We start from the raw sequence: 26,235 nt of genomic DNA, 5'->3' as shown, positions 1-26,235 counted from the left end.
TACATCATACGGAACCGCCAACACCCCAATCAACGCGTGCAAAATCGAACCAGAGACGTTCTTTCAGCACGAGCCGCCGTGCGTAGCGGCTCGGTGAAAGATCGGCTCTGGTTCCATCGTTCAGGTGCGTTAGTCGACCAGGCCGAGGAAGACGCCGATTAACGAAAGGACCACGGAGATGAAGAAGGCCAGGCCGCAGAAGAGGCCCTGGCGCACGTGGGAGAGGCCGACGCTCTGGATGAGCGAGCTTACCGCATCCGCGCGCGGCGAGCCGACCGACCCCGGTTCCCACAGCGGCCGCGCGTGGACACCCGGTGTGTTGCCCACGCGGGTCAGCAGGGCAGCCACGTCTTCGGGGAGGTCCGGGCCGCCCGCGCCGGCTCCCTCCTCCTTATGCGCCGCCTGCAGCGCCTTGATCTGCGGGTCGAACGCCAGCTTGGCTACCGCGACCTCGATGCCGCCGACCGCAATCACGCAGCAAAACAGTGCGCCCCAGAACACCTCGTTGCCCAAGGCGAGCGGGTTCACGACCATGCGAATCACCTCGTGTAGGTTCGCGCCGAAAGTGATGTCGTCAAAATCGCCCTGCGAGAGACCGGAGGCCTTGAGGTCGCGCTCGTAGGCGCCCGCGCCGTATCGTTCGTCGTAGTCGCGCCGGTTCTCATCCAACTGTTGGAAGGCTTCGATGGCGCTCTGCCCATAGCCGTCCATGTGGCCAAGAGCGGTGGGGACGGCGAACGAGAACGCGATGAGGACGCAAAGCCCCAGGCCGATCCAGCGTGTGCGACGCACCCGGCCGACCTGGGTGCGGAAGGCGCCGTCATCCGTCAGATCAGCCTCCAGGGCGCACTGCCCGCGATGGACGAAGAGCACCGCGTAGGGAATCGTGCACGCGATGGAGACAAACGGCGCCAGTACCAGCGGGCCCAGATCGTCGCCGATGTCCGCGAAGACCCCGCCGGCAAGAAACATGATCAGGGCGACGATGACGGCGGCGACGGCAGCGCCGATGAGCATGCCCGTCGCGTTGCCCCTCATCGCAGATCCTCCGAGCGCGCAAGGAGGACGTCGGGCACGACGGCGCTCTTCACGCTCCGGGCATCGGCAGTCTGCTCGGAAGCCGGCTCGGAGCGATTAGCACCGAACAGCGTCTTCATCCCCATGAACTGGAACGCCACTGCCGCGCCACCCGTCAACAGCAGATAGACCATCGAGATGATCAGCACCCACTTCGTTCCCCTGGCAGCATAGTGCTTCCACCCGGTATCCTCGCCATAGTTCCTAAACACCCCGCGCCGGGAGAGTGCTATATAGACCGCGAGCACCAGCACGAGCATGATGACCGCCCAGACCACATAGATCCAGAGCGCGATGGGAAGGACCACCATTGCGAAGCCGACGCCCATGAGGAGTGGCAGCAACAGGATAATAGAGCAGCCACCCACGAAATACCTCCTGACGAAGTCTCATATCCGGGCAAGTATAGCATCGAATGCGCCAAGGTATCGGGCTCAATGAAGCGTGGGTACACTGAGCCTGAAGACCAGACGAACCGCAAGTGAAAGGGAACCGTCATGACCACCAAACCCAAGCAGATGAAGCCGAAGAAGCTGACCGCCAAGTTCCGCAAGCTGGAGCGAAAGCTCTGGAACCTGGAGTACGCGCAGAAGATCATCGAGTTCGACGGTGCCACGGTGGCACCGGAGAAGGGCGCTGCCGCCCGCGGCGAGGCCATGGGCAACCTGGCGGGCGCGCACCACAAGCTGCTCACCAGCAAGAAATCGCAAAACCTGGTAGCCGGAACGCTCGCCGCCGCGCAGGCGGGCAGAATCGCGGACCCGCAAATCGCCACCGAGGCCCGCGTGCTCGCCCGCGATCAGCGCGAGGCCACGGCGATCCCCCAGGATGAGGCCGTGGCGTGGACGCGCCTGGTGTGCGAGGCCGACGCCGTGTGGCACAAGGCCAAGCTCGCGAACGACTGGGCGAGCCTCGCCCCCTACATCGACCGCATCATCGCATCGCTGCGCCGTCAGGCGGCCCACCTCGACGATACCCGCGACCCCTACGACGTGTGGCTCGACCAATACGAGCGCGGCCTGACCGCCGAGGCCTGCGACGCGTTTTTCGCGCAGGTGCGCCAGACCGTGGTGCCGCTCGTGGCTGCCATTCGCGAGCAACCCCAACCCGAAGCCGCCTTCCTGAGCGCGCACGTGCCCGAAGCCGTGCAGCGCGAGCTGTCCTTCGACCTCATGCGCCTGGTAGGCCTGGACATGGACGCCGCCGCGCTCGCCTTTACCGAGCATCCGTTCTCCGAGGGCTTTGCCGCCGGTGACGCGCGCGTGGCCACGCACATCTACGAAGACAACCTCATGAGCAACGCGTACTCCATGATTCATGAGAGCGGGCACGCCATCTACGAGCAGAACGTGGACGCGGCCTACGCCTACACCTGCCTGGAGGGTGGCACCTCCATGGGCATCCACGAGAGTCAGAGCCGCTTCTTCGAGAACACCGTGGGACGCAGCCGCGCGTTCATGGCTCCCCTGCTCAAGCTTCTGCGCCAGTACGTGCCAGACGTGTACGGCGGCGTTTCCGAGGACGAGCTCTACCGCGCGGTGAACATCGCCACGCCCTCGCTCATCCGCACCGAGGCCGACGAGCTCACCTATCCGCTGCACATCATGATCCGCTACGAGATCGAACGCGCGCTCTTTGCCGGCGATGCGACGGCGGCCGACGTACCGGGGCTGTGGGCGGACCTCACCGCCAAGTACCTGGGGCTGGAAGTGCCGAGCGATACGGAGGGCTGCCTGCAGGACACGCATTGGAGCGGCGGCAGCTTTGGCTACTTCCCCACCTATGCACTCGGCAGCGCCTACGACGCGCAGTTCGTACCGGCCATGTCCGCCGACGGCGTGGACCTGGAAAGCGCCTGCGAGAGCGGCGACCTGGAGCCCGTGCGCAACTGGCTGCGGAGCCGCATCTGGCGCTGGGGCCGCGGCAAGGATGCCCCCGAGTTGATCGAGGGCGCCTGCGGCGCACCGTTCGACGCCACGTATTACTGCGACTACCTGCAGGGCAAGTTCAGCGCGCTGTACGGGCTGTAAGGGTGTAACGGGCGGCGGGCGGTACCATTAGCCGCCTGTCGCCCGCACGTCGCGCCCCTTCGCCGGCCCTGGCCTTAGAACTCGTACCTGATGCTCTCGCGGTACTCGTCCACAAGCTTCCGGTTCAGCTCGTCGCCACCATCCAGGTTAGCGCTGTAGAACACGGGCGGGTGCGCCATGCCGGCGTCAACCAGGCGCTGCACGAGCGCAGCCACGATGGCGTTCAGCATGGTCGCCCCCACCACGGTCGACGTCGGCGATACCTTCTGGTCCAGCCCTTCGATCGTGACGGCGGCGTCGCCCACCTCGCCGTGGTTGTCGAGCACGATATCCGCCAGGTCGCACAGCCGCTTGCCAGACGGATGACGAGAAGTCACGCTCCGAGAATACGTCAAGTTGGTGACAGCAATCACCTTCGTCCCCGCTTCTTTCGCAGCCATGGCGATCTCGACCGTCACGGGATTTCGCCCGGACACAGAGTGCGCAATCAACACGTCACCAGGCTTGAAATCCGCCTCGTCACGCGCCAGCTCCGTGCCGTAGCCCACCAGACGCTCCATATGGCTCGTATGGGTGATGGGCTTCGTGTCCAGCATAATCTCTCGCCCAAAGATGGGGTTCATGAGCATGAGCCCGCCCGCGCGGTAGTACAGCTCCTCGGAAAGGATGCCCGCGTGGCTCGCGCCGAAAGTGTAGATGGCATGCTTGCCGACCACGCAGTCGTACAGCGCGTCCACAGCCTCTTCCATGTGGCCCCGCTCCTCGCGCTCGATCGTATCCAGCAGGCCGCGAATGATGTTCAAATACTTGAATTCCATGTACTCAATCCTCCAAAAGAAAAGGGCGGGCGCACCGTATCCGAGTTCGGCGCGCCCGCGAGAGTGGAGATCGTTCAGATGGCGGCGGAGCAATCAGGCAAACCGAGGCAGCCCGCACCGCCCAGCCTCCGCGCTACGCGATCAGGCGTGCAATCGCACCCACGACCATGCCCCACAGGTCGAAGTCCTGGCCGCCGTAGACGAGCATCCACTGCTGGATGGTGTTGTTGAAGAAGTACGCACCAAAACCAACCAGGAACACGGCGATGATGCCGGAGAGTGCAGCACCCACCACGGCGCCGCGCACACCGCCGGTCGCGTTGCCCACAATGGACGCGCAGCCGATTTCGAAGAAGCACGTGGAGATCAGCGGGATGACCACGGTGGGGAAGATGCCCAGCGAGCCGGTGATGAGAATCGTCACGATCGAGGTAACCATGGCGACGAGGAAGCCGATCAGCAGCGCGTTCGGCGCGTACGGGAAAATCACGGGCACGTCGAGGGCCGGGATGGAGTCGGGCACGATCTTCTCAGCGATGCCCTTGAACGCCGGCACGATCTCGGCGATGAGCATGCGAACGCCCTGAAGCATGACCGTGATGCCGACGCCGAAGTACACCGCGTGCGTGAAGATGTAGGTGAAGATACCGGTATTACCCTCCGCGTAGCCCCAGACCTGCGCCGGGTCCTGGCCGTTGGCGACCAGGATGCCGTACATCACGATGTAGGTGATGGCGATGGCGAACGAGCCGGTAATGGCGATCTCGCGCAGGAAGCCGAGGGACTTGGGGAAGTTGAGGTCCTCGGTGGAGTGGCTCTTATCGCCGATCGCGCGGCCCAGCAGGCCGGAGATCACGGACAGGCACGTGGTGGGGTGGCCGATGGTGAAGGAGTCGTCACCGGTGACCTCCTTCACGAACGGCCGCATGAGGTTGGGGGACACCACCATGTAGAGGGCGGTGAAGATGCCCGCGAGCACGATCAGCTTGACGCCCGAGAGGCCGGCGTCCACGCCCGCCGCGATGAACACGAACGGGAACCAGTACAGCATGTGGCCCGTGAGGAAGATGGTCTTGAACTTGGTGAAGCGCGCCACGAGCACGTTGATGGCGAAGCCGATCAGCATGACGATGCCGATCTCGGTGCCGTACTCGGCGCTGATGTCCACGGTCTTAGACGCCACCGCCTGCGGCATAACCGCGTTAAACGCCGTGGAAATGCCGTCGATGGAGTTGCCCGTAATGAGTCCGGTACCGGTGGACAGCACGAAGAACCCTACGGCCGTCATGATGGTGCCGCGCACGACCTCCGAGAAGGGCTTCTTCTGGAGGATCAGGCCGATGCAGGCGATGAGTGCCAGGAAGATGGCGCCTTGCCCAAAGATCTCGTTAATAATGAAGTTGAGCACAGCCATGGTGGTTCGCCCCTTTCTCTACGTTCCTATTGAACCGACTCGAGGTAATCCAAGGTCTTTTTCTCGACCTCGGCCTTGTCCATAAAGTTGTCGAGCTCGATCACCGGAACCTTTGCACGGTCCTTGATGCGGTCTCCCAGCTCCTTGGAGATAAAGATCGCGTCGCAGTCGTTGGCGCAACACGAGGCCACGTCGCCGCAAAACGCCTCCACCTGCAGATTGTGCTCGCGCGCAATCTTCTCGATGTTCATGCGCAGCATGAGCGACGAGCCACAGCCAAAGCCGCAAACCGTCTGAATCCTGGGCACTGCCATCTCGCGTACCTTCCCTTCCTCTTCATTTCGAACCGACGCTGAAAAACGACGCTCGCCGCTCAGCAATCGGCCCGTCCTACCCATTGATGAGCTCGTACAGCCCGGTCGTCGTAGTGCAGGCCAACATTCGACCTAAGAACGAATCGTCCATGAGCTTCTCGGCGATACGCGATAGGCGCGCGATATGCGCCTCGCGGTCCTTGCAGGCCAGACACATCACGATTTCCACTGGACCTTTGTCGCTACCAAAATCAACAGGCCGGTCGAACTTTGCGAGTGAGAGATCGCTCACCAGCACGTCCGAACCCGGCGCCGCATGCGCCATGGCCAGGCCCGGCATCATGACGATGTAGGGTCCAAGCGTGTTGACGGCATCAATCATCCGCTGGACATACGACGGCTCGATAGAGTCGCGCGCACGCAACGGCTGAGCAGCGATACGAATGGCCTCTTCCCAGGAATCGGCCGTACACCCAACCTGAATGCCATCCTCTGCAATGATTTCTTCCATACATCCTCCTCTCAGGTGTGAAGTTCCAACACGTCATCCACGTTCAGTCCGCCGTCTTCAAGCGCGGCAATCGTCTCGGGGCGCTCGAAGATGGGGGCGAGGTTCAGCAAATCGCTGCGGTTCTTGTCGTGCATGCCCAGCACGATGATCGTGCGGATACGCTTTTCGTTGGCGGGGCCAAGGGGTATTTCGCGCGCGAGCACGCAAATGGCAACGCAGTTGGCAAACGTGCCGTCGTTCACGCCGGCATGCACGTAGGCAGTGCCCGGAGTCAGCACCATGTAGGGGCCGAAATCCTCCACGGCGCCGATCATGCGGTCTACGTATCGCTGCTCGATAAGCTCTTGTTTCAGCAGCGGTGCCGAAGCGATGCGGATGGCTTCTCGCCAGTCGTCGCAGGCCACACCAACCTGGATGTTCTGAGGATCGACGTACTCGCGCACCGTATGCCGAGCACCCTGAGGTTCAGCGGTGCTGGTATAAGCATGGAGGAACTGCGCGCACATCTTGGAATAAGAGGACTGCATAAGGCGGTTTTTCACCTTGTCCAGCTCGGCGTTGCTCAACAGCGGATCCACGGTCAGTACCGCCGTTGTGCCCAGGCTCACGTCATTGGTCGAGATAACCAGGTCTACATCGTGATCTGCCAGATAGGAGCGCGCCTCATCGATGGTAACGGGCCCTGCCACCTCGCACTCGCCAAGGGCATGAGCCAGACGCATCATGAGAATGGAACTTGACGCCAGGCCAAACGAGCACACGAAGAGGACCTTCAGGCGCACGATGCTCCGCATACTCGTCTCGTAGATGGTATCGAGGTACATGGCGATATAGGCCACTTCGCTCTCGTTCAGGCTGATGCCGTACCTCTCCTCCATGAGGCCCATCTGACGCCGCGCGAAGTCGAACAGCAATGGGATAGAGGACATAACCTGAATGGGCACACGGCTTTTGATCTGAATTCCGTTGCGCGAGCGCCATATGGCGGCACGCAGATGCGTCGTCAAGCCATCGATGAGATGCTGAAGCGGCTCATCGCACCTCACGTGGAGCTCCGATAGGGCATTGATAAGGTCGCGTGAGATGCGAAACGCCACATCCTCTTGGTCGTCCTCCCGCGCGAGCGTGTCCTCCGCCACACGCGTCGTGCGCTGGGCGAGGAACACGGAAGCCAGGAAGAGACGCTCGAACTCAAAGGGAACGTCTGCAACAAGGGCGTCGGCGAGGGCGCGCATACTCGCATCGTCCGTTCCGCGCAGGACGCGAAGAGCGCCAGTGGCAGACTCGTCGTTCGCTCCGCCGCCGGTGGCGTTGCGCGCGATCCGGTCCAGAATGAAGGCGACGATCGCACAAAGCTGCGCCGGATCCGCGAATGAGACGCCCTTGAGCTTCTCAACACGGGCGATGATTCGGTCGGCCGCCGCTATGTGAACCTCGCCCAGACAGTCGAAGGCGACGCTTTGGGCGAGCTGACCATACTGAGCGCTCGAAATCAGGCTCATGAAGCACCGGCGGATAGCCATCTCGTTCCCAGAAACGCGAGACCCCACGCCTGAGTCGCTCTGTACCTCAACGCCGCTCCGAGCGAAGAAGTCGACGACATCGCCAAAGTGGGCGACCACGGTCTGACGGCTCACGCGGCAGTAGTCTGCGATGTCTTGGAAACGAACGACGGGGTTGACGATGAGCATCATCTGCGCCACGACGACACGCTCGTCTACGCTGTAGGCATGACCTTCGGCGGTCTCGATGGCGGCAAGCAGCGCCGCGCGATCCCCTTGGTCGGGGGCGATGCGAACACCGCTGCCCGGCACGCGCTCGAGCGCGCAGCCGTGCTCGCGCGCAAAGGCGTCCACGACATTCAGCTCTGTGCGCACGGTGCGAGCAGAGACGGAAAGATGCCGTGCTATCTCATCCGTCGTGGCAAAGGCCTCGCGACGACAGAGAAACTGCAGGCATTGCCGTTGTCTTCTCGTCAACTCGATCACATCGCACCTCCTATTCCATATCTTGCGAGGAGCGCTCCACACCCTCAACACAAGAACGGGGTTCTAGTCCCGGCAAGAAATTGACTAGGTTGTTTCCAATGAATTGACGCCGGCCCACAGACGACGGCGGGCATATCGAAGTCCGCACGCCCTGCCAATTGAACTGGAGCCGTCGTAAAGCCAAAGCTCATGACTGGCACCGCAAGGGGGAGTGAAAGGGGGTTAGCAAGCCCCTCCACGGCAGCGTGTCAATACCAAAAAACAAGAGACGCGCCTGGACGGCCAGTGCTCTCGCCGTCCAGACGCGTCGGCCTGCACATATGAAAAGGGAGAAGGCGCCGTCATGCGACGCCAGCTCGCCCAGCCCCGCTAACCCAGCAGGTCCACCACGTTCAGATCGAGCTGGCTCGCCTCGATGACGCTGCGGCCGCCGAACACGCAAAGCGGCGCCTCCGCGGCGACGCGGGTGACCTCGGGCGCCAGGGCGCGCAGACCCTTGGGCGTTGCCGCGAGTACCTGGCTGCGCAGCTCTTCGCGCCAGCCCGCCGGGCGGCGCGCGAAGAACTCGCCGTCCTGACGCTTCATGAGCGCGTAGGGCTTGAGCGGCGCGTCGAAGCCCGCGGTGCAGCTCACGATGAAGCCCTCGAACGCATCCTGATCGGGGTCGAAATCGGCGAGCCACTCGCCCGCCCGCGCGATCCGCTCCTGCGAGGGATCGATCGCCGGGTCGCGATACGTGTAGAACGCGAGCTGGCGGTCCGCCTGCGCGCGGAACCCGCAGCCGTAGGCACCGCCCTTCACACGCACCTCGTTCCACAGGTAATCGTATGAGAGTACCTGGCTCGCCACGCTCCACGTGCCGTTGGCGGGAACGCCCAGCACGCGCGGATCGGTCGCGCGGGCGGCAAAGCACACGTCGCTCGGAATCACGAATGCCTCGCTCTTGGACTCGGGCCAGGGCACCATGAGCTCCTTGGCGGGCGCCGTGCGCGGCGCGAGGCCAAAATCGCCGCCCAGCTGCCAGAAGCGCGCGTAATCCTCATCCGTGCCGGTAAAGCTCACGGTCAGGCCGCTCGAGGTGAAGATGCGCGCCTGCAGGTCGCGCAGGCGAGCCGCCAGATCGTCCCAGCGCTCGTCGAAGTGCTCGAGCATATCGCGCAGGAAGCGGTAGTAGTCCACGCCGCCCAGCTGCTGACTCACCACCGCCGCAGGCGAGACGTAGCTCATGGCGCGACTGAGCGCCGCCTGGTGACCGGCGTTCAGGAACGCCTGCTCCAAGCCGATCTTCTGCTGCGCGAGCACGTCGCGGACGCGCGCCTCGTCGTCAAAGAGCGTCTCGGCCCACACCTCGCGCGGAATGTCCACCAGACGGTCCAGCTTCTCGGACAGCGCGCCGGCAGCAACCTGCAGCTTCGGCCGGGCCAAGCGCCAATCAGGCTGGGGGAAGACCGTGGCGCTGAACGAGAGGAAGCCCAGGTTCGCGGTGATATAGCTGTCGAGTTCCGCGGCGCTGCGGCGCTCGGTGGCCAGCTGCTGCATAAGACCTGCGAGCACCGAGACGTAGGGCAGCTCGGCAAAGCTCACGTGCGCAAGGTCGAAGTACCACACGGCGTACGCCAGCCCGCGCGTGGGGATATCGTGCTTCAGGCACGTGAAGGGCGCGGTGGTGTCCACGGTGAGCGCGGGCTCCGGACGCGCGGGGCCGATATCCGCCACGTGCAGGCGCGGCAGCGTGGCGCGGGCCTCCGGCGTGTCCTCCGCCTCCTGAGCGGCGCGCAAGGCGGCCACGTTCGCCTCCACCTGTGCCGCATCCGCAACCTCCACCGAGGTGCCGGCCTCGCCCGTGTCCGCAGCCTCCACGGGCACCAGGTCCACGAGCGCGAAATGGTCGCTCTCGAGCACGATCTCGCGCAGCAGGTCCTCGAAGTACGAACCGTCGAGCTCGCGGCGCAGCTCCGCGTACACCGGCCCGTATCCAAGTGCGAGCGTGGCGGCATCGTCATCGTAGAGCCACGTGGAGAGCGCATCGCAGGCGATGACCACGCCGTCGGCCGTACCGTAGTCACGCTGCCGCAGGTCGAACTCGTTGCTCGAGATCACCGCTTCCAGGCGATTGCGCGGAATGCCCTCCCCCACCAGGCGGAGGCACTCGTCCTCCACCAGGCGGCGCAGCTCGCGGGCCACATTCTCATGTGCCCCCTGCAGCACGATCATTTCGTACGGCTGCTGGACCGACGCCTCGGTATAGCTCAGCACGTTCCCGCCGAGCCCCGCGGAGAGAATCGCCTTCTTCACCGGCGCCTCGTTGGAACCGAGCAGCGCCTCGAAGAGGATATCCGCGCCGATTACGCGCTTGCGGTCGAGCGCGCCGCGGCCGCCGAGCACGTAGGCCAGGCCCACGAGCGCGTTCTCGGGCGTGGTGGGCATCTCGCGGCGAGCGTACTCGCAGACGACGGGCCTTTGCCAGGGCAGCGGGTTGGGACCGGCAGCTACCGCGCGGTCCAGCTCGGCCGCGTCGGGCGCCGCCGCGCGCCGCGCCTCGGCATCGCGGGCGCGCACCTCGTCGCACAGGTAGCGCTCGTCCAAGAAACCGAGCACCCGATCCGCGTCCAGGTCGCCGTAGAGGGTGATGTAGCTGTTCGCCAGGTTGTAGTGGCGCGCGTGGGTATCAAGGAAGTGCTGGTAGGTGAGCTCGGGGATATGCTTGGGGTCACCACCGCTCTCGCACGAATACGCCGTATCGGGGAAGAGCGCCTCGTTCACCGCGTCGTCCAGCACGCTCGTCGGGTCCGAGAGCGCGCCCTTCATCTCGTTGTAGACCACGCCGTTCACGTGCGCGGTCGCAACATCGGCAGACGTGGCCCCACCGCCCTCCGCCGGCTCGTCCAGCTCCAGGTGCCAGCCCTCCTGCTGAAAGATCGTCGGCTTGGTGTAGATGGCCGGATTCAGCACCGCGTCCAGGTACACGTCCATCAGGTTCAGGAGATCCTGTTCGTTGGTAGTCGCCACGGGGTAGACGGTCTTATCCGGATAGGTCATGGCGTTCAGGAAGGTCTGCATCGAGCTCTTGATGAGGTCCACGAAGGGTTCCTTCACCGGAAACTTGGCGGATCCGCAGAGCACCGAGTGCTCGAGAATGTGGAAGACGCCCGTGGAATCCGTGGGCGGGGTCTTGAAGCCGATGGCGAAGGCCTTGTTCTCGTCTTCGCAGGCCAGGTAGAGCAAGCGGGCGCGCGAGCCAACGTGGCGGAGCACGTAGGCGTCGGCGTCGAGCTCGGGAATGCTCTCCGTGCGCTCCACAACGAAGCCATGGAGGGTCTCACCGCTCTCGATCGCGGGCTTCAACAGGGCGGCCGCGCGGTCGCGCGCAGGGGTATCGGACATAGGGGTCTCCTTCTCGGTCGCGTTCACGCCCCCTAGCTTACCCAAAGGTCCCCGCGGCAACGCACGGAACTGACGGAGCGCGCTCCCCTTGCCCGTTCACGCTTTGCACACGTTGCGCAACCGTTTGCCCAGCGCGTGCTTTAGCTGGGCAAACCGACTTTTTCACCCTCGATTATGCACCGTTGCGCATGCGATATGGTGAGGGCGCACACAGGGGTACCGAACGGGGCGGGGCTAGACGTCATGGCAGAACTGACGGTTGCGGGGGCTGTTGAAGGAGCCACGGATACAAAGTCCATCACGGATGCAGCCGCAGAGCCTTCCGCCATGCCGAGCGCCGGCACGGACGCCGCCTCCCGCGCCGCGCGGCGCACCTGGCGCGAGCGTCTCAACGACCAGGAAGCCCGCACGCTCATCGCGGGCACGATCGCCACGCTCGTCGGCGGCACCTTCTGGGGGTTCTCCGGCACCTGCGCGAGCTACCTCTTTGAGCACTATCAGGTGGATACCGCCTGGCTCATGAGCGTGCGCCAGGTGTTCTCGGGCCTGCTCTTCATCATCATCGCGCTCATCTTTGACCGCGCGCGGCTCATCAAGCTCTGGACCACCCCGACGCACCGCCGCGAGCTGCTCATCTTTGCCGCGGGCGGCGTACTCTTCAACCAGTTCTTCTACCTTGCCTCGGTGCGCCTGACCAACGCCGGCACCGCCACCGTCCTGCAGTGCCTGCAGCTGCTCATCATCCTCGCCGTCTCCTGCCTGCGCGGCAGGCGCGCGCCCCGCCGCCGCGAGGTGCTGGGCATCGCGCTGGCGCTCGCGGGCACGTACCTGCTGGCAACGGGCGGCAATCCGGACAACCTCTCCATCCCGCCCGCAGGCATTGCCGTGGGACTCCTCTGCGCCGTGGGCGCCGCCGCCATGGCGATCCTGCCCGCGCGCATCCTGCCCGTTTACGGCTCGAACATCGTCACCGGCTCCGCCATGCTCTCGGCGGGCGTTGCGTCCAGCCTGGTGGTGCATCCCTGGCAAAACGTGCCGGCGCTCCAGACCGACGGCTGGCTGGCGCTCTTTGGCCTGGTGGTCATCGGCTCGTTCCTCGCCTACCTGCTCTACATGCAGGGCGTGAAGGACGTGGGCTCCATGCGCGCGAGCCTGCTCGGCACCATCGAGCCCATCTCGGCCACCATCACGAGCGCCGTCACGTTGGGCACCGTGTTCGCGCCAACGGACATCGCCGGCTTTGCGCTCATCATCGTGATGGTGTTCCTGACGGTCTAGCTGCTGCGCGCCGAAGCGTGCAGGCAGCCGACTCCCGCCGGCCGCACGCGGCGCCGCCCCAAGTGGACGAGGCGACACCGCCGAAGCCTAGAACTGACCGACCATCCGCACCTCGGGCTCAAGCTTCACGCCGAACTGCTCGAACACCGTATCCTGCACGTGCTCGATCAGCCCGCGCACGTCGGCCGCCGTGGCGCCGCCCGTGTTGACCACGAACCCGCAATGCTTGGTCGAGACCTGCGCTCCGCCCACGCTCGCTCCGGCAAGGCCCGCATCCTGGATGAGCTTGCCGGCGAAGTGCCCCGCCGGACGCTTGAACGTGGAGCCCGCGCTCGGCATCTCGAGCGGCTGCTTCTCCTCGCGACGGCGCTGGTACTCGTCCATGCGGCCGCGGATGCTCGCCGGCATGTCCGGCACCAGCTTGAACGTGGCCGAGATGACCACCAGCCCCTCGTCCGCCACGCGGCTCTTGCGGTAGCCCATGTGCAGCTCCTCCGCTGGAAGCTCACGCACGAAGCCCTTCTCGCCCACGCCGCCCGGCACGTACACGCGCATGGACTCGAGCACATCGGAGGTCTGCGCGTCGTAGGCGCCGGCGTTCATGAAGCACGCGCCACCCACCGTGGCGGGGATGCCCGAGAGCGGCTCCAAGCCCGCGAGGCCGGCGTCGGCCGCCGCCATCGCCACGTCGCGCAACAGGGCTCCTGCCTGGGCGGTCACGCGGCCGCGCTCCGCGTCCACCTCGATACCCGCATAGTTGTCGCGCAGGAGCACCACGGCGCCGCGCACGCCCCGGTCGCTCACCAGGAGGTCGGAGCCGTTGCCCACCACGAGTACCGGGGACTCCGCGATGGAGCAGATGTTCAGCACCTTCACCAGCGCCTCGTCCGTATGGGGCGTCACCAGCACGTCGGCCGGGCCGCCGATCTTGAACGTGGTGTGCTCGCGCATGGGCTCCACCATGAGCACGTCGTCCTCGCCCGCCGCCGCGCCGAGCGCGCACAGGACCTCGTCGGAAAAGCCGTCGTATTCGTGCATGGAAACCTCCGGTGCCAAATTGTCATAAAACGCACAGGCTTGACTATACCCAAAGGGGTATATTGATGACGCAATGTTTCAGGGCGGGGTGAGATTCCCCACCGGCGGTAACTGGCCGCGTCCATGCGATGCCAGGAGCCCGCGACCCGCGAAGAGCGGCTGACCTGGTGAGATTCCAGGGCCGACGGTTACAGTCCGGAAGGAAGAAACGGAGGCTTCTTCACTATGAACAGCTCTATCAACACCAAGCGCATCGCGCTCGCCGGTCTCTTCACGGCCGCGGCACTCATCATCCGCTTTGTGGAGGTGCCCATTTTCCCGGCGGCGCCCTACCTCAAGTTCGACCCGTCGGGCATCGTCTGCCTGATCGCCGCGCTTGCCTTTGGCCCGCAGCTCGGCGCGGGCGTCACCATCCTCTCGTGGGTGCCCGACATGTTCCTCGACCCGTTTGGCGCGCTCATGGGCGTGCTCAACACGCTGTGCCTGGTGATTCCCTCGGCGCTCATCTACGATCGCTCCGGTCGTACGCGCGCAGGCTCCGTGGCGGGCATGGCCGTGGGTGCCATCCTCGCCATCATCGCTTCCTGCGCGGCGAACCTCGTCATCACGCCGCTCTACAGCGCAGTCAGCGTTGAGCAGGTCGTGGCCATGATCATCCCCATCCTGTTGCCCTTCAACGCGCTCAAGATGGCCATCACGGTCGTTGCCGGCCAGGTGCTCCTCTCCCCCTGCATGAACGTTCTTACCGCTCAGACGGGTGCGCCGCACGACGGTAACCTGAGCCACGCCTAGCCTCGACCCAAGGGCGCCTTCCCCGCGGAGGGCGCCCTGTTTTTTTGGAACGATGAACGAAGACATTCTGATCAGCCTCGACAACGTTCGCTTCTCATACCCCGGTGCCGCCGCAGAGGCGCTGGCCGGGGTATCCCTTTCTATCCACGCCGGGGAGCACGTATGCATCCTCGGCGGCAACGGATCGGGAAAGTCCACGCTGGCCCAGATGCTGAACGCGCTGCTCGTGCCCAGCGCCGGCACCGTCCGCGTCCTGGGCCTTGATTCCGCCGCGTCTGAGGATGCCCCGGCCATCCGCCGCCAAGTTGCCATGGTCTTCCAGCATCCTGAGGACCAGATGGTCACGAGCATCTCGGCCGATGACGTGGCCTTTGGCCCGGAGAACCTCGGCGTGTCGGCACCCCAGATAGCCGCGCGCGTGGACAACGCTCTCGAAGCCGTGGGCATGGCACGCCTTGCCCACGCCGATCCGGCCGACTTATCCGGCGGCCAGAAGCAGCGCATCGCCATCGCCGGCGCGCTCGCCATGGAGCCGCGCATCCTGGTACTCGACGAACCCTGCGCCATGCTCGACGCCGAAGGCCACCGCGCAATCCAGGGCATCATCCACTCGCTCGCGCGGCGCGGTATCACCATCGTGCACATCACGCATTTCATGGATGACGCGCTCGAGGCCGATCGAGTCATCGTGATGGAACGCGGCCGCGTGGCGCTGGAAGGAACACCCGAACAGGTATTCCAGCAGCAAGAAACCGCCCAGCAGCTCGGACTCGAGCTGCCTTTTAGGCTGCAGCTCGCCGACCGCCTGCGCGCGGCAGGCCGGGACGTTCCCCTCACCGCGGATACCGATGAGCTGGTCCGCGCTCTCGCTTCAACGTGCTCGCACGGTCAGAACGGTGCGCCCGCAGCGGAGCATGTGGAAACCGGCGTTGCCGAGGCGCACGCCGGCCCTGGCGCCGCCCTCGCCTTCGATCGCGTCTCGTTCTCTTACGCCAGCGCCCGCTCGGCGCGCAAGAAGCCGCACTTCTGGCAGCGCCGCGCGTCCAAAGAGGTCGGCCCGCTCGCCGTGGACGACCTCTCGTTCGCCGTGCGCCCCGGCACGCTCACCGCGCTCGTAGGCCGCACGGGCTCCGGCAAGTCGACCACTGTCGAACTCGCCTGCGCCCTCAAGGCTCCCAGCTCGGGACATGTGGTCGTGGATGGCATCGGCACCGGCGACCTTTCCCGGCGCCGTGCCCTGCGCTCCCGCGTGGGCTATGTTTCCCAGCTGCCCGAACGCCAGCTCTTCGCCGAGACCGTCTTTGACGACGTTGCCTTCGGCCCCCGCAACCTCGGGCTTTCCGAGGAGGAAGTCCGCACTCGCGTGGAGGAGGGGCTCACCGCGGTGGGTCTCCCCGTTACCGACGAGCTGCTCACGCGCTCTCCCTTCGCCCTCTCGGGCGGCCAGCAGCGTTCCGTGGCGCTTGCCGGCATCCTCGCCATGCGCCAGCCCATCTTGGTACTCGACGAGCCCATGGCCGGGCTCGACCCCGCAGGCCGCCGCACCGTGCGCAAGCTCCTGCTCGACCTTAAGCGCCGGGGCACCACGCTGTTGCTCGTCACGCATTCCATGGACGACGCCGCCGAGCTCGCCGACCACATCGTGGCCCTCGAGGATGGCCGCAAGGTGGCCGACGGCACCCCGCACGAGGTCTTCGCCACCGCCGAGCATCTGCCGGGCGTGCCCGCGGCCCTCGCCTTCGCCCGGGCGCTCGCCGCTGCGGGAAATCCCGAGCCGCTCACCGCGCTCCCCCTCACCCTCGACGAGCTCGTTTGCGCGCTGACCGGAGAGGAGGCCCGCCATGGCGCTGCGCGTTAGCATCGGCCAGTACTATTCCGCCGATTCCCCCATTCACCGGCTCGACCCCCGCGTTAAGCTCGTGGGCTCCCTCGCGTTCATGGTGAGCTGCTTCTTCACCGCCACGCCGGCCACGCTCGCGCTCGCCGCAGCAGCGGTAACGGCTGCTATCGCCGCTGCGCGCGTACCCTTCGGCCGCCTGCTCGCACAGGTTCGCCCCATCGCGTTCTTCTTGGTCTTCACCTCGCTCTTCAACCTCTTCTTTGTGCGGACCGGACCGGTTACCCTGCACCTGGGCATCCTCAGCATTCACCGGGACGGACTCTGGGCAGCGGTCCTCTACAGCACGCGATTCTTCCTGTTGCTGCTTGCGGGCGGGTTGCTCATGCTCACCACCACGCCCACCGCGCTTTGCGATGCCTTCGAGTGTCTGCTCAAGCCCTTGGAGCGCTTCGGCGTGCCGGTAACCCAAGCGGCGCTCACCATGTCCATCGCGGTGCGCTTTGTGCCCACGCTCGCCACCGAGGCGGACAACGTCGTCGTGGCGCAGATCGCTCGCGGCGCTGATCTTGAGGGCAAGAGCGCCCTCGCGTACGCGCGGGCCTGCGTGCCGCTCGTGGTACCCCTCTTTGCCAGCGCGCTTCGCCACGCCGACAACCTCGGACGCGCTATGGACGCCCGCTGCTACACCGGGCACGGGCGCACGCACTACCACGTGCTCAAACTCAACGCCCGTCGCGACGCGCCCTTCATCGCACTCACGCTCGCCTACCTTGCGGTGCTCATCGCGCTGCGGCTGATGCTCTAACGATCCCGTCGTCCGGCTCGGCTCGACATGAAAAAGGGGTGGCAAGCCACCCCTTCGATCGCATATATCGCGCACCCGACGAACGCCCGCACCCAATCCGGGGCCCCGGCTCGACGGGTTAGCCGAGCACCAAGCCGTTCGCCCAACCCCAACGCGGCGTCACCGTGGTGCCGAAGTACGAGATCCACGAGTCCACGTTGATGCTGCGGATGTAGCCGATGTTGTCCATCACGGTGTTGTTGCCCACGTAGATGCCCACGTGGCCGTAGATACGGCCGGCGGACGTACGGCTGTGCGTGGAGACGGCGATAATCATGCCCACCTTCAACGCGCTCTTGTTGGAGCTGGTGCACCAGGAGTTGTACATGTCGCACGCGTTGCCCCACACGGCACCCAGGCCGGCGTTGGAGAACACGTAGCTCACCCACGCGGCGCAGAGGCCGTAGCCGGGGGACGGAACAGCGTGGCAGGAGTTCACCACGCGCTGCTGCGCATTGGCTCCGGCCGACTGCTGGCCGGTACCCGGCGTCACGCTGCTGGCGCCGCCGCTCGAGGAGCCACCGCCGCTCGGCTGCTGCTGGGCCTTCTTCGCGGCCTCCGCAGCCGCCGCGGCCGCCTCCTCGGCCTTGGCGGAAGCCAGCAGCTCCTCGTCGCGCTTGGCCATGAGCTGCTTGACCTCGTCGGAAAGGCCGTTCAGCAGGTCTGAGACCTCTTCCTGCTTGGCCTTCATCTGCTCGAGCTGGCTCGCCTGCTTGGCCTTGAGCTTCTCGAGGTCGGCCTTCTGGGTCTCAAGGTCGGCCTTCTGGGTCTTCAGCTCGTCCTGAATCTGGCGAACTTCCTGAATGGCCTCCCGATCACGTGCGTTGATCTTATTGGCGTAGTAGACGTTGTTGATGAGCTCCTCAAACGACGTTGAGGAGAGCACCAGGGCAAGGCCGTCTCCCGTGCCGCCCTTGTAGGTGTCGGAAACGCGCGAGGAGAGCTGCTCCTGCTTCTGCTCCAGCTCAGCCTGCTTGGCATCGATCTGCTTCTGAGCCTCGTCGATCTTGGTCTGGACGTCCTCGATCTTGCCGATCGTCTTGTCCTGCTCCTCGGAGAGACTGGCGTACTGGTTGGAGAGGTCGTCCAGCTGTGACTGAACCTGGTCGAACTGCGCCTGGGCGGCGGCGAGCGCGTCCGTCGTCTCCTTGGTCGCCTGAGCGGCACCGGCCTGCTGCGGCAGGCCGAACAGCACGCCCGCGGCGGCGGCGGCAAAGAGCGCTCGCATGACTGAGCGTCGCGATATGGGTGCATTAACAGAAGAAATCGCCAGGAGCTCCTCGCGATTGGTGGTTGCGTGCTTTGACATACGTACTCCGTTTAATGGTTTCGTTTATATGTCTGGGCGATGCCGACGTCCAGCATACCCCAACGGACGGGTGACACGCTAATCTCCATGAACAGTCAACGGCGAGCGGCTTCGCCCCACGGCTGCGCGGTATACTGCTTTCCGGCACGTCGTTCAGACTTTGCGTGCCCTTGCGCGAAGGGAGAAACCCCATGTCAACAACCCTCGATCCGCAGGATACCTGCGTCCTCGTAACGGGCGGGGCCGGCTTCATCGGCTCGCACACCGTCGTCGAGCTGCTCCAGGGCGGCTACCGCGTCGTCGTGGTAGACGACCTCTCCAACTCCAGCGAGGTCGCGCTTGAGCGCGTCAAGCAGATCGTGGGCGAGGACGCTGCCGAGAATCTCACCTTCTACCAGGCAAACGTGCTCGATCGCGAAGCCATGGAGCGCATCTTCACCGAGCACCGCATCGACCGCGTGATTCACTTTGCCGGATTCAAGGCCGTGGGCGAGTCCGTGAAGAAGCCCATCGAGTACTACCACAACAACATCGAGAACACCCTCGTGCTGGTGGACGTCATGCGCAACCACGGCTGCAAGTCCATCATCTTCTCTAGCTCGAGCACCGTCTACGGCGACCCCGACAGCCTGCCGCTCACCGAGGAGAGCCCCAAGAAGGCCTGCACCAACCCCTACGGCTGGACCAAGTGGATGATCGAGCAGATCCTCACCGACCTCCACACGGCCGACCCCGAGTGGGACGTCGTCATCCTGCGCTACTTCAACCCCATCGGCGCCCACGAGAGCGGCCTCATCGGCGAGGACCCCAAGGGCATCCCCAACAACCTCGTGCCCTACGTGGCGCAGGTAGCCGTGGGCAAGCTCGCCGCCGTACAGGTCTTTGGCGACGACTATCCCACGCCCGACGGCACCGGCGTGCGCGACTACATCCACGTCGTGGACTTGGCGCGTGGGCATGTTGCCGCCCTCAACTGGATGAACGGTCGCGAAGGCGTTGAGATCTTCAACCTGGGCACCGGCAAGGGCACGAGCGTGCTCGAGGTCATCCGCGCTTTCTCCAAGGCGTGCGGCAAGGACCTCCCCTACGTAATCAAGCCGCGCCGCGGCGGAGATATCGCCGAGAACTTCGGCGATGCCAGCAAGGCGGAGCGCGAGATGGGCTGGAAGGCTCAGTACAACATCGACGACATGTGCCGCGACTCCTGGAACTGGCAGAGCCACAACCCCGACGGCTTCCGCTCCTAATTCGTCATCTCATCTGCGCGCCCGTCGCCGTCGGTGCCCCGGCCCCGTGCGACGACGGGCGCGCTTCCGTTCAGCCCGTGCGTAATCAACCCGATGTGAGGATCCTCTCCCGTGAAGAGCCCGTTTGCCAGTTTTCTCGACCGCCACGTAGACCAGATCAACCGCTCTCTGATTGCCGCATTCGAGAACCAGACCGACAACGCCGACATCAACGCTTACCTCTACGAGCCGCTCGCCCACTTTGCCAAGAACGCCGGCAAGCGGCATCGCCCGCTCATCTGCATGCTCGCCTCGCTCGCCGTGGGCGGCAAGTTTGATGACGCCATCAGCGCCGCTGCGGCCATCGAGCACTTCCAGAGCGCGGCGCTCATCCACGACGACATCGCCGACCACGGCAAGCTGCGGCGCGGCGAGCCCTGCATGTACCTCACAAACGGCGAGGGCATTGCCGTCAACTGCGGCGATCTGGCGCTCTCGCTGGTCACCGGCACCGTGCTGAACGACTCCTCGCTTACCGACGCCAAGAAGATCCGCCTTTTGGGCGAGCTCGTGGACATGACCACGCGCACCATCGAGGGCCAGGCGCTCGACCTGGGATGGGTGCGCGACGAGCGCTTCGACCTCACGCCTGAGAACTACCTGACCATGGCCACGCTCAAGACCGCGCATTACAGCGGCGGCACGCCGCTCGCCTGCGGCGCCATCATCGGCGGCGGCACGGACGAACAGGTTGAGGCGCTGCGCTCCTTTGGCCTGGATACGGGACTCGCCTTCCAGATCCAGGATGACCTGCTCAACCTCATCGGACGCGAAGCCACCAAGACCAAGGACTTCCGCACCGACATCACCGAGGGCAAGCGCACGCTCGTAGCCGTGCACGCCCTGAGCGACGCGCGCTACCACGATGAGGTGGAAGGCATCCTGCGCAGCGGCACCGAGGACCCCGCCCGCCTGGCGCGCGCGGTCGAGATCTTCGAGAAGACGGGCTCCATCGAGTTCGCACGCGAGCATTCCTTCGCGCTCACCCGCAGGGCCAAGGAAACCCTCGCCGGCATCGAGCTCGACCTTCACTGCAAGGACCTCTTCATGAGCATGGCGGATTACTTTGTGGAGCGCCTGACCTAACCGCCCTGCGCGCCGCGCGCTCGCGAGGGTATCGCGCGCCGCTCCGGTTTCTTTCTTGAAGAGGCGGCGTACGAACGGGTTCGCCTGCGCTGCGTTTGCGCTCATTGGTACACTGATTTCGCTTTACTGCGCTTTTCGCCCGACGTCTCGGGCTTTTGGAGAGGGGACGCAATGGAACCTATCAAGGAGGGTATGCAGGGAGCTGCCGTCGAGGACGTGCAGACGCGCCTCGTCGGTCTGGGCTTTTCCATCGACGCCGCCGAGCGCGATGCCAAACTCTTTGGCTCCACCACCGCCCAGGCGGTCCGCGACTTCCGCGCGGGCCACGATCTTCCCGCCGACAACGAGATTGACCTGCCGGCGTGGGGCGCGCTCGTAGACGCCTCGTACAAGCTCGGCGACCGCACCCTGTACCTACGCCTCCCCAACTTCCATGGCGCCGACGTGCGCGCGCTGCAGCAGGCGCTCAACACGCTCGGCTTTGCCTGCGGCGAGGACGATGGCTACTTTGGCCCGCATACCGAGGCGGCGCTGCAGCAGTTCCAGGAGAACGTGGGGCTCTTTGCCGACGGCATGGCGTTCCAGGACACGTTCAACTACATCTACCGCCTGCACCACGTGTGGACGGGCAAGTCGTCCGTCGTTGAGCTGGGGCCCGAGGCCCGCACCGGCTTTGCGCGCGCGGCCAGCGTGCTCGAGCAGGTCAACATCGCCGTAGGTGGCGAGGACGCCATCGCGCGCAACGTTGCCTCGCGCATGTGGAACATCGCCTCGGCCACGACCGAGGGCAGCGGCATGGTCCTCTACGAGAGCGCCGCTCCGAGCGACTGCGACGTGGTCTTCACCCTCTCATGCAGCGAACTACCCGAGGACGCCGAGCCCCAGGCAACCGTGGCCCTCGCCGAGGTTCACAACCTGTCCCAGCGCATCCGCACCGCCGTGGCGGCGAGCACGCACAAGCCGGCGCACGTGCGCATCGAGCTAGGCGGTATGGCGCGGGATGGCTTCTTTACCTCCAGCGACGCCCAAACGCTCGCGATTCGCCTATTGGACGGCGTCTGCGAGGCGTTGAGCGCCTAAATACGCTACACTAGTGCAGCTTTGGGGCATCGTCCAGCGGCAGGACCCGGGTTTTTGGTGCCCGTTACGGGGGTTCGAATCCCTCTGCCCCAGCCATAGGTATTAGCAGGTCGGACATGGTGAAGTGTCCGGCCTGTTTTTGTTTCTCGCTGATGCCGCAAACCACCGTCGCAAATTTGCCTCATTCATTCAGCCCAACGCATGAGGGGTGAACCCAGCTTAAATCTGGAACCGCCAAAAACCGTGATCGGGCGCTCCTTAGCACAGGATTGGTACGCCGCGTACGACTTCGTGGGGTTACCTTCAGTAATATCCATTCGCCGATTTGTTTTATTCAAAACGACGGTAGGTCGATATCATCTGAAGCAATCGCTTCCCAGCTGCTATATCAAGGCAACGCGGTTCGAAGGGGATTTCAATTGCAGTCAATAGGTATGAAGCTGAAATTGCTCACTCTAAGCCCTCATATCGATGATAGGAGGGGCGAACAGGATCATAGAACCAATTGCTTGCGTAAGTTCCTCAACGGGGTCATCATTGAAGTAACTGGTAATTCAGCGAGCGGTTGGTTTGAATATGCAAAGACCCGCCTCCTTGGAAAGCCTGCACCTCCGAACAATAGGCTCGTTCTCCCATGTTCGGTATATCCGCCACATTCAGGTGAGTACCACCGCTGCATGAACGCGTGATGGCCATGAATAGAACTCTGATTATTAAGATGATTATTGCGGCGATACTCATTTCCACCTTAATCGAACTTGCTGAGATGTTCTTCTCTGGCGTTTTCTCGCAACTCATCTAAGACCATCAAGGAGAAAGAAGGCTATTAGCCGTAGATGATTTATTTCGAGCTTCCTCCTTATGCTCGTGCTGCTCACGGTGTCCCCGCCCAATTCATTCGGCATAGAGAATAATGATGAGATGAAGTCCACCTCATGGATCGTGTCCCCAAAGTGTCCCCAAAGTTGGTGTTAGCGTCACTTCGTCTGACCACTAGAAAAGCGGCCATCGCCCAGAATTTATTATTGCGAAGCAAGGGATTCAAAGAAAGGACGATGGCCACCGTGGACGGTTTAGGGCGGCAGGCGGACATCACGGGCGAGATGCCCGGATTCGATGACGGGATGGCAAGCATCCGGGAGCTCGTCCGCATCATGGCGGAATCCCTCGTCAACGGGATCATGGACGCCCGGGCGGGGACTGGAAGCGCATAGACTGGAACGCTCTGGCGGCGTGGGTCAGCCGCTACGGCTACAAAGTCGCCGAGTGCGAGGCTGAGGAACTTGCCATCGCCGATGCTGCGAAGCGCCTGCGCGAGTGGGAGAAGCAGGACAGGGAGGAAGCGATCGCCAAGCCCCACACCCCGTATCACCCAACAAGACCTGACCTGGAAGCTTCTGCCTCCAGGTCACTGGAAAACCTGTGAACCGTCAAAAAACCGGACGAACAACCAAACAATTGAATGTCTGTTATTCCGCTACTGAGAGAGTAAGGGGCTGCGCGGTAAGCGCAGCCCCAACTTACTACATCCCTGTCCTCGCTGAATTGACGAGCGACACCAATCCAACAAGCGCGTTGAATACAACCATGCAAGTACAGCAGACGGCCCAGTAAAACGCGGTGTCGACAAGTGACTGCCAATCACCATCATGCACATCCATTACGATAGACCACGCGATGCACACGACGGAAACCGAGCAAAAGGCCGAACTGATTACGACAGCGAAAACCGAACGATTCCTAGGCCATCTCTTACGACCGATAAAACCAGCAATCGTTAATGCAACCGATACCGAACCAAAGGCAACCCCCAGATAAATAAAGGAGTTGTAGATGACAGCAGACATATCTTCTAGTTGCAGGTAATCGGGTTAATAGACGGTTTCCAAGGTTCGATATTCCATTCGCCAGCAACCGTCGAATACATGGGACGCGCATGGCAATAGAACTGTTCTTTCATGGACGCAACGTTTTCATTCCTCCACTGCGAATCGTTGCGGAACTTCGTGTATGTCGCATTCCATCCATTTGCTGTATCAGCAGGAAGCCAAATTCCCGTGTTAATCGGCCCTAAAGCCAAGTTGGGGCGTCCTTGGCTGTCATACTTCCACGTTCCATAGTGGAAGTACTTGGGGAACTGATTGATCCAATACATCTCGTCTGGATTGTACATAGGGGCCGGAACGCTCGCCAGGGCCTCCTCACTGAGCTTTATTTCAGCATCAAGACTTGACTCACCGATATCCAACAACCATTCTTGGCGTTCAACATCCCCGTTCTCCATGGCATCCATATACTCGTTGTAAAGCTCCTCGAAACTGCCGAACGGAGCATAGATGCTCGTCTCGTCGGCATAGGCAACTGACGGAATCACCAGGACAATCCCAAGCGCAAGGCACGCTACGGCACTCAATAACCGCTTCATAACAATCCTCCTATTCTCGCCAGTCGAAACCGATAAAATTTATGATACCGGTTTAAAAAAATACTCCCGCTTCTAAACGTACTTAGACGCGACGGGATGGTTGATTTGGACAAGCGGTTCCCATGCCTCTCCAAGCGGCTCCTTGGATGTCTGATGATTGCGTTCTTTTTCGGAACTTCAATTACGGGATGCGCTCAAAAAAGCAGTGTCGACAGCGAGCAACCCAATCAAAAAAGAGAAGAGCACGGCGAACCTGGGTTTGATTCATCCGACGGATTGCTCAAGCTTGAACTAATCGGATACGCAAACGCCATCGAAAGATATAACGAGTTGGACGTCAATGGGATAAACGAAAAAAAAATCAGCATCAGATAGCTTCATTCTTTTTGTGGGGAGACCAACATGCGAGTGGTGCAGAAAACTAGCCCTCTCTCTACAGCAGGTCGCAGATGATAAAAAGGCAACAGTTTTCTATCTCGATAGCACATATTCGGAAACCGATGCCGATCTAGCATCATTCCGAGAGGACTATGGAATAGAGACGGCGCCAGATGTCATCCTATTTGATGGGGATGGGAAGGCAAATCATTTAGACATAGACATCCATGCTGAAAACATGAACAACGAAGTCCGGAACGCCTTTGACCGGGTATAGGGTGGCTGGCGATAGGAAGCACGCCAGCCGCCCTACGCCGCACAGTTTCAGGTTGCCTACGCAAACGCTAGGTGCTTCCCCTGCTCGCGGCACTCCGTCAGGTACATGTTGATGATGACCTGATACGGTACGCCGGTGCGCGCCGACTCTGCCTTGAAGTAGTCGATGTTCGCGATGTCAAGGTTCATCGTCACCGGCTTGCGCAGACGCTCGATATAGGGGTTCGGGCGGCTGTCGCTGAAATCGTACTCTTCCCTCATTTCCGGCACCTCCAATACTGGCATTCCTCGTTCTTCGTCGATTTCCGCGCCGAGATGATGCGGACAATCGGTCCTTCCCCCCTCACGCAGTGGGACACCGTGAGAACGCGCGCCGACATGCTCATGCCGATGAGGATGAAACGCTCCTCGTTGTCCGAGTGGTCGGGATCGTCGATGGTGCGGGCATAGGGGTCGTAGAAGGATTCCGCCGCTTCCTCGAACGTCACGGCGTGCTTACCGGCGTTCAGCTCGGCCTTATGGGGATCCCACTCAAAGTCTATGTAGCCGCTATCAATCATATTTACATGATACATATCTAATAAATATTCGTCAAGAATGGCCGGACACTGCGAGGCACTACCCCATCGGTGCCGGGAAAGTTAGCTGTTCAGTGCCAACAGGTTGTTTACGCCCGGAACGTGACAAACAGGGAGGGTCCCGCGAAGCTGTGGATTGTCTAGGTCTGCAGCGTCGAGAGGGGCCCTCCCATGTCCCGGCATCCTAACGCAAGGCTCACGCCCAAGGGAGGGTGCGAGCGCATGGTCGAGCGCGTCGAGGCCGGCGAGCCAGTCGCCGAGGTCACCAGGCAGGTCGGCGTGAGCCGGCAGACGGCGAGCAAGTGGCTCGCGAGGGCGAGGCGCGGGGAGCCCATGTCGGACCGTCCGAGCAGGCCCCGGGGGCTCTCCCAGGCCCGCACGTACTGCCACTCACGGGCCAGCGTCTGGTTCATGCGCTCGACCTTGCCGTTCTGCCAGGGGCTGTACGGCCTCGTGTACTTGTGCCTGACGCCCCCGGAGCTGAGGAAC

Annotated in this window: 23 protein-coding genes, 1 tRNA gene, 2 pseudogenes and 1 riboswitch; of the genes and pseudogenes, 12 read left to right on the top strand and 14 right to left on the bottom strand. The window is 63.2% G+C overall.

Annotation, left to right across the window (positions count from 1 at the left end):
• Positions 1–129: 129 nt before the first annotated feature.
• Positions 130–1,038: a hypothetical protein gene (locus tag GDJ97_RS04990; protein ID WP_152070150.1), complete on the bottom strand. Its 909-nt coding sequence runs from the start codon at positions 1,036–1,038 to the stop codon at positions 130–132.
• The gene (locus tag GDJ97_RS04985) at positions 1,035–1,445 is read right to left on the bottom strand and encodes a hypothetical protein (RefSeq protein WP_152070148.1); all 411 of its coding nucleotides are present in this window, start codon (positions 1,443–1,445) and stop codon (positions 1,035–1,037) included. Before GDJ97_RS04985 ends, GDJ97_RS04990 begins: the two co-directional genes overlap by 4 nt.
• Before the next feature lie 129 nt (positions 1,446–1,574).
• On the opposite strand from GDJ97_RS04985, the gene GDJ97_RS04980 reads away from it, so the two are divergent.
• Positions 1,575–3,107, top strand: coding sequence for a carboxypeptidase M32 (locus tag GDJ97_RS04980; protein ID WP_226808832.1), 1,533 nt, complete (start codon positions 1,575–1,577; stop codon positions 3,105–3,107).
• 74 nt (positions 3,108–3,181) lie between these two features.
• Here the strand turns inward: GDJ97_RS04980 and GDJ97_RS04975 are convergent, their stop codons facing one another.
• The 6 genes from GDJ97_RS04975 to GDJ97_RS04950 form a co-directional block, all read right to left on the bottom strand.
• Positions 3,182–3,925: a sugar isomerase domain-containing protein gene (locus tag GDJ97_RS04975; protein WP_152070147.1), complete on the bottom strand. Its 744-nt coding sequence runs from the start codon at positions 3,923–3,925 to the stop codon at positions 3,182–3,184.
• A gap of 133 nt (positions 3,926–4,058) precedes the next feature.
• Positions 4,059–5,339, bottom strand: coding sequence for a PTS ascorbate transporter subunit IIC (locus GDJ97_RS04970; protein ID WP_152070146.1), 1,281 nt, complete (start codon positions 5,337–5,339; stop codon positions 4,059–4,061).
• A 26-nt stretch (positions 5,340–5,365) separates the two neighbouring features.
• Positions 5,366–5,653 carry a PTS sugar transporter subunit IIB gene (locus GDJ97_RS04965; protein ID WP_152070144.1) on the bottom strand — a complete coding sequence of 96 codons (288 nt, stop codon included), beginning with the start codon at positions 5,651–5,653 and terminating at the stop codon, positions 5,366–5,368.
• Between the two features lie 76 nt (positions 5,654–5,729).
• The gene (locus GDJ97_RS04960; RefSeq protein ID WP_152070143.1) at positions 5,730–6,164 is read right to left on the bottom strand and encodes a PTS sugar transporter subunit IIA; all 435 of its coding nucleotides are present in this window, start codon (positions 6,162–6,164) and stop codon (positions 5,730–5,732) included.
• An 11-nt stretch (positions 6,165–6,175) separates the two neighbouring features.
• The gene (locus GDJ97_RS04955; protein WP_152070141.1) at positions 6,176–8,152 is read right to left on the bottom strand and encodes a PTS sugar transporter subunit IIA; all 1,977 of its coding nucleotides are present in this window, start codon (positions 8,150–8,152) and stop codon (positions 6,176–6,178) included.
• A gap of 369 nt (positions 8,153–8,521) precedes the next feature.
• A complete protein-coding gene (locus GDJ97_RS04950) occupies positions 8,522–11,536 on the bottom strand; it encodes an insulinase family protein (protein WP_152070138.1) in 3,015 nt (1,004 codons plus the stop codon).
• A gap of 243 nt (positions 11,537–11,779) precedes the next feature.
• Between GDJ97_RS04950 and GDJ97_RS04945 the strand changes: the two genes are divergently transcribed.
• Positions 11,780–12,814 carry a DMT family transporter gene (locus GDJ97_RS04945; protein ID WP_152070137.1) on the top strand — a complete coding sequence of 345 codons (1,035 nt, stop codon included), beginning with the start codon at positions 11,780–11,782 and terminating at the stop codon, positions 12,812–12,814.
• An 87-nt stretch (positions 12,815–12,901) separates the two neighbouring features.
• Here the strand turns inward: GDJ97_RS04945 and murB are convergent, their stop codons facing one another.
• The gene (gene murB / locus GDJ97_RS04940) at positions 12,902–13,852 is read right to left on the bottom strand and encodes a UDP-N-acetylmuramate dehydrogenase (RefSeq protein WP_152070134.1); all 951 of its coding nucleotides are present in this window, start codon (positions 13,850–13,852) and stop codon (positions 12,902–12,904) included.
• A 70-nt stretch (positions 13,853–13,922) separates the two neighbouring features.
• Positions 13,923–14,067, top strand: a riboswitch (FMN riboswitch).
• A gap of 10 nt (positions 14,068–14,077) precedes the next feature.
• Between murB and GDJ97_RS04935 the strand changes: the two genes are divergently transcribed.
• Genes GDJ97_RS04935 through GDJ97_RS04925 form a run of 3 tightly spaced genes read left to right on the top strand, consistent with a single transcriptional unit; the run spans position 14,078 to position 17,289 of the window.
• Entirely contained in the window at positions 14,078–14,644 is a 567-nt protein-coding gene (locus tag GDJ97_RS04935; protein ID WP_152070132.1) for an ECF transporter S component, read from the top strand.
• Positions 14,645–14,696: 52 nt separating this feature from the next.
• Positions 14,697–16,502 carry an energy-coupling factor transporter ATPase gene (locus GDJ97_RS04930; protein WP_152070130.1) on the top strand — a complete coding sequence of 602 codons (1,806 nt, stop codon included), beginning with the start codon at positions 14,697–14,699 and terminating at the stop codon, positions 16,500–16,502.
• Positions 16,486–17,289 carry an energy-coupling factor transporter transmembrane protein EcfT gene (locus tag GDJ97_RS04925; RefSeq protein ID WP_152070128.1) on the top strand — a complete coding sequence of 268 codons (804 nt, stop codon included), beginning with the start codon at positions 16,486–16,488 and terminating at the stop codon, positions 17,287–17,289. The genes GDJ97_RS04930 and GDJ97_RS04925 overlap by 17 nt, the downstream gene beginning before the upstream one ends.
• Before the next feature lie 118 nt (positions 17,290–17,407).
• On the opposite strand, the gene GDJ97_RS04920 is transcribed toward GDJ97_RS04925, so the two are convergent.
• Positions 17,408–18,637 carry a CHAP domain-containing protein gene (locus tag GDJ97_RS04920; protein WP_193221317.1) on the bottom strand — a complete coding sequence of 410 codons (1,230 nt, stop codon included), beginning with the start codon at positions 18,635–18,637 and terminating at the stop codon, positions 17,408–17,410.
• 191 nt (positions 18,638–18,828) lie between these two features.
• Here GDJ97_RS04920 and galE point away from each other — a divergent pair, with 191 nt between their 5' ends.
• The 5 genes from galE to GDJ97_RS09345 all read left to right on the top strand — a co-directional run bounded on the left by galE (position 18,829) and on the right by GDJ97_RS09345 (position 23,303).
• A complete protein-coding gene (galE, locus tag GDJ97_RS04915) occupies positions 18,829–19,884 on the top strand; it encodes a UDP-glucose 4-epimerase GalE (RefSeq protein WP_152070126.1) in 1,056 nt (351 codons plus the stop codon).
• 111 nt (positions 19,885–19,995) lie between these two features.
• Positions 19,996–21,009, top strand: a complete 1,014-nt coding sequence (locus GDJ97_RS04910; protein WP_152070124.1) for a polyprenyl synthetase family protein — start codon at positions 19,996–19,998, stop codon at positions 21,007–21,009.
• A gap of 171 nt (positions 21,010–21,180) precedes the next feature.
• Positions 21,181–22,089 (top strand): peptidoglycan-binding protein, encoded by a 909-nt coding sequence (locus tag GDJ97_RS04905; RefSeq protein WP_193221316.1) that lies wholly within the window; start codon positions 21,181–21,183, stop codon positions 22,087–22,089.
• A 22-nt stretch (positions 22,090–22,111) separates the two neighbouring features.
• Positions 22,112–22,185 (top strand) — tRNA-Gln (locus tag GDJ97_RS04900).
• A 959-nt stretch (positions 22,186–23,144) separates the two neighbouring features.
• Positions 23,145–23,303 (top strand): hypothetical protein, encoded by a 159-nt coding sequence (locus GDJ97_RS09345; protein WP_193221315.1) that lies wholly within the window; start codon positions 23,145–23,147, stop codon positions 23,301–23,303.
• Between the two features lie 638 nt (positions 23,304–23,941).
• Here the strand turns inward: GDJ97_RS09345 and GDJ97_RS04895 are convergent.
• Positions 23,942–24,514: a DUF2599 domain-containing protein gene (locus GDJ97_RS04895; protein ID WP_152070122.1), complete on the bottom strand. Its 573-nt coding sequence runs from the start codon at positions 24,512–24,514 to the stop codon at positions 23,942–23,944.
• Between the two features lie 153 nt (positions 24,515–24,667).
• On the opposite strand from GDJ97_RS04895, the gene GDJ97_RS04890 reads away from it, so the two are divergent.
• Positions 24,668–24,889 (top strand): hypothetical protein, encoded by a 222-nt coding sequence (locus tag GDJ97_RS04890; protein WP_152070121.1) that lies wholly within the window; start codon positions 24,668–24,670, stop codon positions 24,887–24,889.
• A gap of 336 nt (positions 24,890–25,225) precedes the next feature.
• On the opposite strand, the gene GDJ97_RS04885 is transcribed toward GDJ97_RS04890, so the two are convergent.
• Positions 25,226–25,429 (bottom strand): antitoxin, encoded by a 204-nt coding sequence (locus tag GDJ97_RS04885; protein WP_152070120.1) that lies wholly within the window; start codon positions 25,427–25,429, stop codon positions 25,226–25,228.
• Positions 25,426–25,728: a BrnT family toxin gene (locus GDJ97_RS04880; RefSeq protein WP_152070118.1), complete on the bottom strand. Its 303-nt coding sequence runs from the start codon at positions 25,726–25,728 to the stop codon at positions 25,426–25,428. The genes GDJ97_RS04885 and GDJ97_RS04880 overlap by 4 nt, the downstream gene beginning before the upstream one ends.
• A gap of 189 nt (positions 25,729–25,917) precedes the next feature.
• Here GDJ97_RS04880 and GDJ97_RS09830 point away from each other — a divergent pair.
• Positions 25,918–26,046, top strand: a pseudogene (locus GDJ97_RS09830) (helix-turn-helix domain-containing protein); the annotation flags it as partial.
• 116 nt (positions 26,047–26,162) lie between these two features.
• On the opposite strand, the pseudogene GDJ97_RS09825 reads toward GDJ97_RS09830, so the two are convergent.
• Positions 26,163–26,235: pseudogene (locus GDJ97_RS09825) on the bottom strand (hypothetical protein); the annotation flags it as partial.

The sequence above is a fragment of the Collinsella sp. AK_207A genome, from assembly GCF_902501965.1.
Taxonomy (GTDB): Bacteria; Actinomycetota; Coriobacteriia; order Coriobacteriales; family Coriobacteriaceae; genus Collinsella.
The sequence above is the reverse complement of the archived record's forward strand: the minus strand, read 5'-3'. Positions and strand labels throughout refer to the sequence as shown.

What these genes read in the sequence shown, in the direction of transcription:
- GDJ97_RS04990 (WP_152070150.1), bottom strand. Translation starts at nt 1,038, where the DNA reads ATGAGGGGCAACGCGACGGGCATGCTCATCGGCGCTGCCGTCGCCGCC.
- GDJ97_RS04980 (WP_226808832.1), top strand. Translation starts at nt 1,575, where the DNA reads ATGACCACCAAACCCAAGCAGATGAAGCCGAAGAAGCTGACCGCCAAG.
- GDJ97_RS04975 (WP_152070147.1), bottom strand. Translation starts at nt 3,925, where the DNA reads ATGGAATTCAAGTATTTGAACATCATTCGCGGCCTGCTGGATACGATC.
- GDJ97_RS04970 (WP_152070146.1), bottom strand. Translation starts at nt 5,339, where the DNA reads ATGGCTGTGCTCAACTTCATTATTAACGAGATCTTTGGGCAAGGCGCC.
- GDJ97_RS04965 (WP_152070144.1), bottom strand. Translation starts at nt 5,653, where the DNA reads ATGGCAGTGCCCAGGATTCAGACGGTTTGCGGCTTTGGCTGTGGCTCG.
- GDJ97_RS04960 (WP_152070143.1), bottom strand. Translation starts at nt 6,164, where the DNA reads ATGGAAGAAATCATTGCAGAGGATGGCATTCAGGTTGGGTGTACGGCC.
- GDJ97_RS04950 (WP_152070138.1), bottom strand. Translation starts at nt 11,536, where the DNA reads ATGTCCGATACCCCTGCGCGCGACCGCGCGGCCGCCCTGTTGAAGCCC.
- GDJ97_RS04945 (WP_152070137.1), top strand. Translation starts at nt 11,780, where the DNA reads ATGGCAGAACTGACGGTTGCGGGGGCTGTTGAAGGAGCCACGGATACA.
- murB (WP_152070134.1), bottom strand. Translation starts at nt 13,852, where the DNA reads ATGCACGAATACGACGGCTTTTCCGACGAGGTCCTGTGCGCGCTCGGC.
- GDJ97_RS04935 (WP_152070132.1), top strand. Translation starts at nt 14,078, where the DNA reads ATGAACAGCTCTATCAACACCAAGCGCATCGCGCTCGCCGGTCTCTTC.
- GDJ97_RS04930 (WP_152070130.1), top strand. Translation starts at nt 14,697, where the DNA reads ATGAACGAAGACATTCTGATCAGCCTCGACAACGTTCGCTTCTCATAC.
- GDJ97_RS04925 (WP_152070128.1), top strand. Translation starts at nt 16,486, where the DNA reads ATGGCGCTGCGCGTTAGCATCGGCCAGTACTATTCCGCCGATTCCCCC.
- GDJ97_RS04920 (WP_193221317.1), bottom strand. Translation starts at nt 18,637, where the DNA reads ATGTCAAAGCACGCAACCACCAATCGCGAGGAGCTCCTGGCGATTTCT.
- galE (WP_152070126.1), top strand. Translation starts at nt 18,829, where the DNA reads ATGTCAACAACCCTCGATCCGCAGGATACCTGCGTCCTCGTAACGGGC.
- GDJ97_RS04905 (WP_193221316.1), top strand. Translation starts at nt 21,181, where the DNA reads ATGGAACCTATCAAGGAGGGTATGCAGGGAGCTGCCGTCGAGGACGTG.
- GDJ97_RS09345 (WP_193221315.1), top strand. Translation starts at nt 23,145, where the DNA reads ATGGCCACCGTGGACGGTTTAGGGCGGCAGGCGGACATCACGGGCGAG.
- GDJ97_RS04895 (WP_152070122.1), bottom strand. Translation starts at nt 24,514, where the DNA reads ATGAAGCGGTTATTGAGTGCCGTAGCGTGCCTTGCGCTTGGGATTGTC.
- GDJ97_RS04890 (WP_152070121.1), top strand. Translation starts at nt 24,668, where the DNA reads ATGATTGCGTTCTTTTTCGGAACTTCAATTACGGGATGCGCTCAAAAA.
- GDJ97_RS04885 (WP_152070120.1), bottom strand. Translation starts at nt 25,429, where the DNA reads ATGAGGGAAGAGTACGATTTCAGCGACAGCCGCCCGAACCCCTATATC.
- GDJ97_RS04880 (WP_152070118.1), bottom strand. Translation starts at nt 25,728, where the DNA reads ATGATTGATAGCGGCTACATAGACTTTGAGTGGGATCCCCATAAGGCC.